This is a genomic window from Arthrobacter sp. 10T413_2 (genome assembly GCF_056394205.1).
In genome coordinates, this window is the sequence record NZ_JBFTHK010000266.1 from 1 (window position 1) to 4,438 (window position 4,438).

The 4,438-nt window shown below is 61.9% G+C and carries 4 protein-coding genes; 2 read left to right on the plus strand and 2 right to left on the minus strand.

Annotated features, from left to right (window positions below; translation table 11 throughout):
• Window positions 1–189, minus strand: a 189-nt coding sequence (locus AC1DBQ_RS22145) for a hypothetical protein (protein ID WP_476930558.1), incomplete at its 3' end; no start/stop codon positions are given.
• 261 nt (window positions 190–450) lie between these two features.
• Window positions 451–1,548 (minus strand): sugar ABC transporter substrate-binding protein, encoded by a 1,098-nt coding sequence (locus AC1DBQ_RS22150; RefSeq protein ID WP_476930559.1) that lies wholly within the window; start codon window positions 1,546–1,548, stop codon window positions 451–453.
• 345 nt (window positions 1,549–1,893) lie between these two features.
• Between AC1DBQ_RS22150 and AC1DBQ_RS22155 the strand changes: the two genes are divergently transcribed.
• Window positions 1,894–3,936 carry a 3-hydroxyacyl-CoA dehydrogenase NAD-binding domain-containing protein gene (locus tag AC1DBQ_RS22155; RefSeq protein ID WP_476930560.1) on the plus strand — a complete coding sequence of 681 codons (2,043 nt, stop codon included), beginning with the start codon at window positions 1,894–1,896 and terminating at the stop codon, window positions 3,934–3,936.
• Between the two features lie 74 nt (window positions 3,937–4,010).
• Window positions 4,011–4,438, plus strand: a 428-nt coding sequence (locus tag AC1DBQ_RS22160) for a thiolase family protein (protein WP_476930561.1), incomplete at its 3' end; no start/stop codon positions are given.

The following is a 4,438-nucleotide window of genomic DNA, read 5'->3' on the forward strand; positions in this document are numbered from 1 at the left end:
GACTGCGACCTTGAGGCCTGGGCTGGTCTTCAGGTTGACCTTCATGTCATTGCCAACGTCGATCGCGACCGTGCCAGCTGGGCCCTGGGTCTCCGTGTTGCCGCTGGCGTTTCCAGCGCAACCAGCCAGAGCCAATAGAACCGCTGCTGATCCAACAGCCAGCATGGCTCGAGACTTCGTTGTACGCATAATTTTCCTTAATTTCTTGTACCGGCCCCAAAAAGGGCCGGGATGCTTGTAGTACGTCGTGGAGCTTMTTTGCTTCGCGAATCGTGATGGGGAAAAAGGCGGCGTTACTTMCKGGCGTGGTTCTCGTCAATGGAGCAGCCACATGTTATGAGTGCTTAATGGGGTKATAATCCGCTCGAGACAACGTGTGACGCGGGCCAAGCTCGAAAGCCGGTCGTCCAAGGGTCCCTGTCCCTCCCATAGGCTGGGCGAGCTGGGGCGTTAGCGTAGCTCGGCTGGCAGTTCTGAGATGGTTTCCTTCGTGATCGCAAAGGGACTCTTCGCAGTGCCGATGACCGAGTCATCCACGAATCGTGTGCCGGCGTCTCCGCGCTGGGCGGCGGCGATGGACTCCAGATTTACCTTCATCTGGTTATACGGAAAGAGCATCGTCGAGAGCTGAACGTTCCCGGCCTTAACCTGTTCGATCTGGAACTTCCCGAAGCMCTGGTCCACGATATGAACCTTCCCCGCCAGGCCTGCACCGTCTACGGCCTGGATGACACCCTGTGAAATATCGGGTGTGTATACCGACAGGATGAGTGTGGTATCAGGATGGCCCTGCAGGTAGGTCTGGGTCTTGTTATACGCGTCAGTCGTCGTGTAATCCGTGTAGATCTTGTCAACCGTGTAGTCGGGGTTGTCCTTCGCGAACTTCGCCATAGCGTCTTCCGCGACGCGTGTCTGCGAGGCTGTCGCCAGTCCAAAAACTGCAACAACCTTCTGCTTACCCGGGTTTGCCTTTGCGGCGGCGGCGAACCAGCCGTCAATGTACGCGCGGGTGTTGTTGCTGCCCACGAAGTTCAACGTGCCCGGAGCCCAGACCTCGTCAAGCGACTTACCGGTCTGGCTTGTACCGTACTCGCACAATGACGTGCCCGAAGCCGAGACAAGAATGTTGGCCTTGGGGAATTCTTCGGTGAGGACCTTGCAGACCACAGTGCCATCGAGCGCCTGCACGACCGCCGCGTCATAGTCCCCGGACTTCAGTGCGGTCTGCATCTGGTTGAGCTGCTTGCTAGGGTCGTAGCCCCCGTCGAACAGGGTCATGTCCATACCGAGCTTCGAGGCAGTCTCTTTCGCCGCGCGCTCCTGCTCCAACCCGTAAGCATTGGCCACACCCGGGATAAAAACGGCCACCTTTAGCCCTGGGCTGCTCTTCAGATTGACCGTCATGTCATTACCGACATMGATCGCGACCCTACCATCGGGGCCCTGGCTGCCCGTGCTACCACTGGCGTTTCCGGCGCAACCAGCCAGCGCCAGCAGCACCGCTGCTGATCCGGCAGCCAACATGACCCGCGACTTCGTTGTACGCATAATTCTCCTGCTTGCCTGTGCCGGCCCCAAAGCGAGCCGGGATGCATGTACGTCGCGAGCTTCTTTGCTTCGCGATCGTGATGGTACGCCGACGCTACTTCCATAAGAGACTGCTCGTCAAGGAAAAACTTACACATGATGGATGTGACTATCTTAATGAGGATGTTATTGTGAAGKCAACTCTATGGGTACCTCGCGGACTTTGACTTGGATGTCCGCGGCCTTCTTTCTTGTGCGTAACTGGTCTGCGGCAAAGAGGCGAGCTTGAATCGTTAGGATCGCTAGCGGACTGGCACAAGGTACCGGACAGCCCAGGTTCGTCATTYGTCAATGCGAGGGAGCATCATGACCGAGACCTTCACCACTTATCACCACTGTGGCGGCTTCCGCTTTGCCGTCCTCACCCTCAAGAATCGGGACTCCCGCCCTGCCGTCATGAGTCCGGCGTCCCTGGCCAATTTCGCGGCCGCCGTGCGGGGCGTCGACTTGTCCCGTGTKGATGCGGTTGCCGTGACAGGCACAGGTCCTGTGTTCTGTGCCGGTGCAGATCTGAAAAAGATGAAGGAGGCCGTCACTCCCGAACAGGCCGAGGACGTGGCCCGCCAGGGGCTTGACGCCTTTGGGCTCCTGGAGGCGCTTCCAGTGCCCACTTTTGCCTTCATCAACGGTATTGCGCTGGGTGGCGGCCTCGAACTGGCCCTGCACGCGGCCTATCGGACGGCCGCGGCTTCTGTCCGCGCACTGGGCTTTCCCGAGGTGCGCCTGGGCCTGATCCCGGGCTGGGGCGGCATCCGGCGCACTTTAGCTGTAGTTGGCCCGGAACTGACGGCCCGCCTGGTGATCACGGATTCACTCGCTGGCAAGAACCTATCAGCGGAGGTTGCCGCCGAGCTTGGCCTGATCGATGCTCTAGTCCCCGAGGACAATTTCTTAACCGCCTCGCTGGAGTTCGCTGCCAGCATCCTATCTGGCACCGCCCAGTCCCGAAATGCCGTGCGGTCCAGAGCCGGCGGACCTGCGTCCGGTATCGCCTCTGCCACCGAACTGGCAGCGTTGGAGGACTTCCGGTGCCAGCTCGATGCCCGTCTGCACCGTGCGGCCCCCGCACCTTACCGGGCCCTGGAACTGATMGCGGGCGCCGCCGCTGACAAGTCCGGTGAGGGCGACCCGGCCGCAGAAATTCGGGCCTTTCAAGAGCTGCTGCTTTCCGACGAGGCACGTGCCAGCATCTACGCCTTCCAGGTCACGCAGTCGCTGGCGAAGAAGCCCGCCGGACGCCCCGCCGTCGAACCTATGCCGGTTCGCACCGTCGGCGTGGTGGGAGCGGGGCTGATGGCGAGCCAGCTCGCCCTCGTCTTCGCGCAGGAGCTGCGCGTGCCGGTGCGGATCACGGACCTGTCGCAGGAGCGCGTAAATACAGCCTTGGGTTGGGTTACGGCTCAGCTCGATAAGCTCGTGGGCCGCGGGCAGTTGGACAATGAGGGCGCCGCGGCCATCCGGGCCCTCGTGACTGGTGGCACCGACAAGTCAGCGTTTGCCGACTGTGACGTGGTGATCGAGGCGGTCTTCGAGGAGCTGGACGTTAAGCGGGCGGTCTTCGCCGAGCTGGAGCCCATCCTCAGGCCGGATGCCTTGCTACTGACCAACACGTCCTCGTTGTCCATCAACGCAATGGGCGAGGCTCTCGCTAATCCCAGCAGGCTGATCGGCTTTCACTTCTTTAACCCTGTAGCCGTGCTGCCCCTGGTGGAAATCGTCACCACCCCGCAGACGGACCGGACCTCGCTCGCCACAGCGTTCGAACTGGCCCGACAGTTACGAAAAACGCCAGTGCTCGTCAGCGACACGGCCGGTTTCGTAGTCAACCGCGTGCTGACCCGGCTATTCAACGAAGTCCTGGCCCTGCTTGACGACGGCGCGGACCCGCACACCGTGGACCACGCCCTCGAACCGCTTGGCCTGCCCATGACGCCGCTGCAACTGCTCCAGTTCATCGGCCCGCGAGTCCAACTTCATATCTGCGAAACAATGCACCGCGCCTATCCGCAGCGGTTTGGCGTCAGCACCAGCCTATCCGCGCTGGTGGACGCGGGCCTCCCAGGGTATCTGTTCGACGGCGGAATTTTGCCTGCCGCGGYCTCACTGCTCCCTACGCCCACGGAGGCCGATTCAGACTCCGTGCGGGCGCGGATACTGTCTGCGCTTGCCGAAGAAGTTACAACAATGCTGGATGCGGGCGTGGTGGCCGGCCCGGAACAGATCGACCTATGCATGATCCTCGGTGCCAACTTCCCATTCCACAACGGAGGCCTGACCCCGCTGCTGGACCGGGAGACCGGCACCACCTTTCACCCGGGGCTGGCGGTGCCCGCTCCCGCATCCACTTAGCCCGCAAAACGCGGCCCCCTCCCCCAGCAGCAATCAGGTCCAAGAGTTCCGCCAGTTCACCTCGAAGGAGAACAATGAACCGCAGTACAGATGTCGTCGTCGTGGGCGCGGCCCGCACACCGCAGGGCAAGCTCATGGGCCAGCTCGCCCCACTGACCGCTGCTGAGCTCGGCGGTGCCGCGATCGCCGCAGCACTGGATAAGGCAGKGGTCCGGCCTGACGCCGTCGATGCGGTCATTATGGGCCACGTGCTCCAGGCCGGCGCCGGCCAGAATCCTGCCCGGCAGGCCGCCGTTGCGGGAGGCATCCCGCTAAACGCACACGCGACCACCATTAACAAGGTGTGCCTGTCCGGGCTGAGCGCGATCATTGAGGCAAGCCGGTTGTTGCGGCTGGGAGAAGCACAGGTCGTAGTAGCCGGTGGACAGGAATCCATGAGCAACGCGCCGCACTTGTTGGCAAGTTCCCGGGCTGGGCACCTTTACGGCGACGCAGCGCTTAT